At 71.1% G+C, this 4,175-nt stretch carries 5 protein-coding genes; 3 read left to right on the forward strand and 2 right to left on the reverse strand.

The window, feature by feature from the left end:
- Together OFY01_RS15195 and OFY01_RS15200 are read left to right on the forward strand one after the other, a co-directional pair.
- Positions 1 to 774, forward strand: a 774-nt coding sequence (locus tag OFY01_RS15195) for a helix-turn-helix transcriptional regulator (RefSeq protein ID WP_266600147.1), incomplete at its 5' end; no start/stop codon positions are given.
- Positions 775 to 802: 28 nt separating this feature from the next.
- Entirely contained in the window at positions 803 to 1,165 is a 363-nt protein-coding gene (locus OFY01_RS15200; RefSeq protein ID WP_266600149.1) for a cytidine deaminase, read from the forward strand.
- 204 nt (positions 1,166 to 1,369) lie between these two features.
- Here OFY01_RS15200 and OFY01_RS15205 read toward each other — a convergent pair whose 3' ends face one another.
- Together OFY01_RS15205 and OFY01_RS15210 are read right to left on the reverse strand one after the other, a co-directional pair.
- The gene (locus OFY01_RS15205) at positions 1,370 to 1,708 is read right to left on the reverse strand and encodes a P-II family nitrogen regulator (RefSeq protein WP_266600151.1); all 339 of its coding nucleotides are present in this window, start codon (positions 1,706 to 1,708) and stop codon (positions 1,370 to 1,372) included.
- Positions 1,705 to 3,033, reverse strand: coding sequence for an ammonium transporter (locus OFY01_RS15210; protein WP_266600153.1), 1,329 nt, complete (start codon positions 3,031 to 3,033; stop codon positions 1,705 to 1,707). The genes OFY01_RS15205 and OFY01_RS15210 overlap by 4 nt, the downstream gene beginning before the upstream one ends.
- Positions 3,034 to 3,153: 120 nt before the next feature.
- On the opposite strand from OFY01_RS15210, the gene era reads away from it, so the two are divergent.
- Entirely contained in the window at positions 3,154 to 4,104 is a 951-nt protein-coding gene (gene era, locus OFY01_RS15215) for a GTPase Era (protein ID WP_266600155.1), read from the forward strand.
- The last annotated feature ends 71 nt before the right edge of the window (positions 4,105 to 4,175 follow it).

A 4,175-nucleotide genomic window follows, 5' to 3' on the forward strand; every position in this document is an offset into this window, starting at 1 on the left:
GGCGGCGCGCGCCGCCGGACTCCGGGGCTGCGCCGTGAGGAGGTCGCCGTGCTCGCCGGGGTCGGGGCCTCCTGGTACCAGTGGCTGGAGCAGGGGCGGGACATCTCGGTGTCGCCGCAGGTGCTCGACTCGGTGGCCCGGGTGCTGCGGCTGTCGAACGCCGAGCGCCGTCACCTGTACGTGCTGGCGGGGCTCAACCCGCCCGCGTACGAGGTGGAGGCGGGCGACCAGCAGATGTGTGACGGGCTGCGGCGGCTGATCGACACCTGGATGCCGTTCCCCGCGCACATCATGGACCCGTACTACAACTGCGTGATGTACAACGACGCGGCGGCGATCGTTCTCGGGATGCGCCCCGAGAACACGCAGAACTGCGTCGTCGACTTCTTCACCGACCCGCTGTACCGCGCCCGCTCCAGCAGCTGGGAGGAGAACGCGGCGACGGTCGTCGCACAGTTCCGCGCCGCCTGCTCGGAGTGCCCCGACGACGAGGGTTTCCAGGAGGTGTTCGACGAACTCAAGGCGGTCAGCCCGGAGTTCGTGGAGCTGTGGGAGCGGCGTGACATCAGGGCGCAGGGGCAGATCCGCAAGGAGCTGGAGCATCCGGTGGCGGGGCTGCTGGTCGTGGAGTCGACCGCGATGAAGGTTCCGGCCCGGCCGGACCTGACTGTGGTGCTGCACACGCCGCTGGCGGAGGCGGACACCGCGGCGAAGCTGGAGTGGCTGGCCTCGCCGCAGGGGCGGCGCGGGGCGATGTACCCCGTGGCGGGGTGAGTGCCGCCGGGCTCTTTATGCTCACTGCATGACTGAGAGCAGCGCCGCCGGTACCGACCTGGCCCCCGAGGACCGCAAGATCGTCACCCTGGCCCGCAGCGCGCGGGCCCGCAACGGCGTGCCCGAGGGCGCGGCCGTGCGTGACGAGACCGGCCGTACGTATGTGGCGGGCAGTGTCGCCCTGGACTCGCTGAAGCTGAGCGCCCTGCGCACGGCCGTGGCGATGGCGGTGGCGTCCGGTGCCCAGTCCCTGGAGGCGGCGGCCGTCGTGTCCGGGGCGCGGACGGTGCCCGACGAGGACCTGGCGGCCGTGCGCGACCTGGGCGGCGCGGGCACGCCGGTGTTCCTGGCGGGGCCGGACGGCACGGTCACGGCGGAAGCGAAGGCGTAGGCTCCGGTTTTCGGCCGCGGGCGTCGAGGCGCGGGCACCGAGGCGCGGGCGTCAGTTCGCGCCGACTGCCCCGTGATTCCAAGGATTCACGGGGCAGTCTCGCATCACGGGACGTTCTCCCGGGACCGCTCAGCGGCACGGACTGAGTCGGCGCGCCCGCCGGTCGCGCGCGGGTGGCCGGTTCGGGGTCGGTCGGCTGACGGTTCAGACCGCGTCCGGGCCCCGCTCGCCCGTGCGCACCCGCACCACGGAGTCCACCGGCACGGCCCAGACCTTGCCGTCGCCGATCTTGCCCGTCCGCGCGGCCCGCACGATCGCGTCCATCGCCGCCTCGGCGTCGTCGTCCCCCACGACGACCTCGATCCGCACCTTCGGCACCAGGTCGACCTGGTACTCGGCGCCGCGGTACACCTCGGTGTGGCCGCGCTGGCGCCCGTAACCGCTGGCCTCGGTCACCGTCAGGCCGTGCACACCGAGCTCCTGCAACGCCGTCTTGACCTCGTCGAGGCGGTACGGCTTGACGACCGCGGTGATCAGCTTCATGGCGCGACCTTTCCGGAGACGGGGACGGGCAGCGGCGCGCCGTGCCCGAGGACGCCGTGATCGTACGCAGTCTCGGCGTGTGCCGTCTGGTCGAGTCCCGTCATCTCGTCCTCGGCCGAGGCCCGCAGGCCCATCAGCTTGTCGATCGCCTTGCCGATCCCGTACGTGACCAGGAACGTGTACGCGGCGACCGCGGCCACGGCGAGGAGCTGCTTGCCGAGCTGCCCGGGCCCGCCCCCGTAGAACAGGCCCTCCTTCGCCGACGACCCGGTCATCGTCTTCGTCGCGAAGAGCCCGATGAGCACCGTGCCGACCACGCCGCCGACGAAGTGGACGCCGACGACGTCGAGCGAGTCGTCGTAGTTCAGCTTGAACTTCCAGGCGACGGCGTACGAGCACACCACACCGGCCACGAGACCGACCGCCGCCGCGCCGACCACGCCCACCACACCGCAGGCCGGGGTGATGGCGACGAGCCCGGCCACCGCGCCGGACGCGGCGCCGAACGTCGTGGGGTGCCCGTCGCGCACCTGCTCGACGAAGAGCCAGCCCAGCAGGCCCGTGCACCCGGCGACGAGGGTGTTGAGGAGGGAGGCCGCGGCGAGGCCGTTCGCGGCGAACGCCGAGCCGCCGTTGAAGCCGAGCCAGCCGAACCAGAGCAGACCGGCGCCCATGAGCACCATCGGCAGGTTGTGCGGGCGCATCGCGTCCTTCTTGAAGCCGATGCGCGGCCCGATGACCAGGCACAGCGCGAGGCCCGACGCGCCCGAGGCGATCTCCACGACGAGGCCGCCCGCGAAGTCGAGCGTGCCCAGACGCTGCCCGATCCAGCCGCCCGGACCCCACACCCAGTGCGCGACGGGAACGTATACGAGCAGCGCCCACACCGGTACGAAGACGAGCCACGCCCCGAACTTCGTACGGTCGGCGACCGAGCCGCTGATCAGCGCCGCCGTGATGATCGCGAAGGTCAGCTGGAAGGTGGTGAAGAGGAAGGTGGGGACCGTGCCGGTGACCGAGCCGGGGCCGATGCCCGCCATGCCCGCGTGCGCGAGGCCGCCGATCAGCCCGGCGAAGGCGTCGTCGCCGAAGGCGAGCGAGTAGCCGGCGACCAGCCACACCACGGTCACCAGGGCGATGGAGACGAAGCTCATCATCAGCATGTTGAGGACGGACTTCGTGCGGACCATACCGCCGTAGAACAGGGCCAGGCCCGGCGTCATCAGCAGGACGAGCGCGGTGGCGGCGAGCAGCCAGGCGGTGTCGCCGGTGTCGAGAGCCGGGCTCTTCCCGGCGGCGAGGGCGGTGAGGGTGGAGGCAGGCATGCGGGCCAGCGTCACCGCCGCGCGTTTCGGAATCCGTACCTCGGTGTTTCCGCCGTGTTTCGTGTTGCCGCGTGGTTACCGGAACCTCACCGTGCCGCGGCGCCCTCGGCATCAGGGACAATGGACGCCATGAGCGTTCACACCCCCGCCGCCGGACCCGCCCACCGCGCCGGCTTCGCCTGCTTCGTCGGCCGTCCCAACGCGGGCAAGTCCACCCTCACGAACGCTCTGGTCGGCAAGAAGGTGGCCATCACCGCCGACCAGCCGCAGACCACGCGGCACACCGTGCGCGGCATCGTGCACCGTGAGGACGCGCAGCTGATCCTGGTGGACACTCCGGGGCTGCACAAGCCGCGCACTCTGCTCGGCGAGCGCCTGAACGACGTGGTGCGCACCACGTGGGCCGAGGTCGACGTGATCGGCTTCTGCCTGCCCGCGAACGAGAAGATCGGCCCCGGCGACCGGTTCATCGCCAAGGAGCTGGCGTCGATCAAGAAGACGCCGAAGATCGCCGTCGTCACCAAGACCGACCTGGTCGACAGCAAGCGTCTTGCCGAGCAGCTCATCGCGATCGACCAGCTCGGCAAGGAGCTCGGTATCGAGTGGGCGGAGATCGTCCCGGTCTCGGCGGTCGGCGCGAAGCAGGTGGACCTGCTGGCCGACCTCCTGATCCCGCTCCTCCCCGAGGGCCCGGCCCTCTACCCGGAGGGCGACCTCACCGACGAGCCCGAGCAGGTCATGGTCGCCGAGCTGATCCGCGAGGCCGCGCTCGAAGGCGTACGGGACGAGCTGCCGCACTCGATCGCGGTGGTGGTCGAGGAGATGCTGCCGCGCGAGGACCGGCCCGCCGACAAGCCGCTGCTCGACATCCACGCCTTCGTCTACATCGAGCGGCCCAGCCAGAAGGGCATCATCATCGGCCCGAAGGGCAAGCGCCTCAAGGACGTCGGCATCAAGTCCCGCAAGCAGATCGAGGCGCTGCTCGGCACGCCCGTCTACCTCGACCTGCACGTGAAGGTGGCCAAGGACTGGCAGCGCGACCCGAGGCAGCTGCGCAAGCTCGGCTTCTAGTAGTGCTTGGTCAGGTTGATGTCGGGGTGGGTATGTCGCGGTGGCAGGTGGGGCAGGCGCCGGTCCATGTG

The sequence above is a fragment of the Streptomyces beihaiensis genome (genome assembly GCF_026274175.1).
Taxonomy (GTDB): Bacteria; Actinomycetota; Actinomycetes; order Streptomycetales; family Streptomycetaceae; genus Streptomyces; species Streptomyces beihaiensis.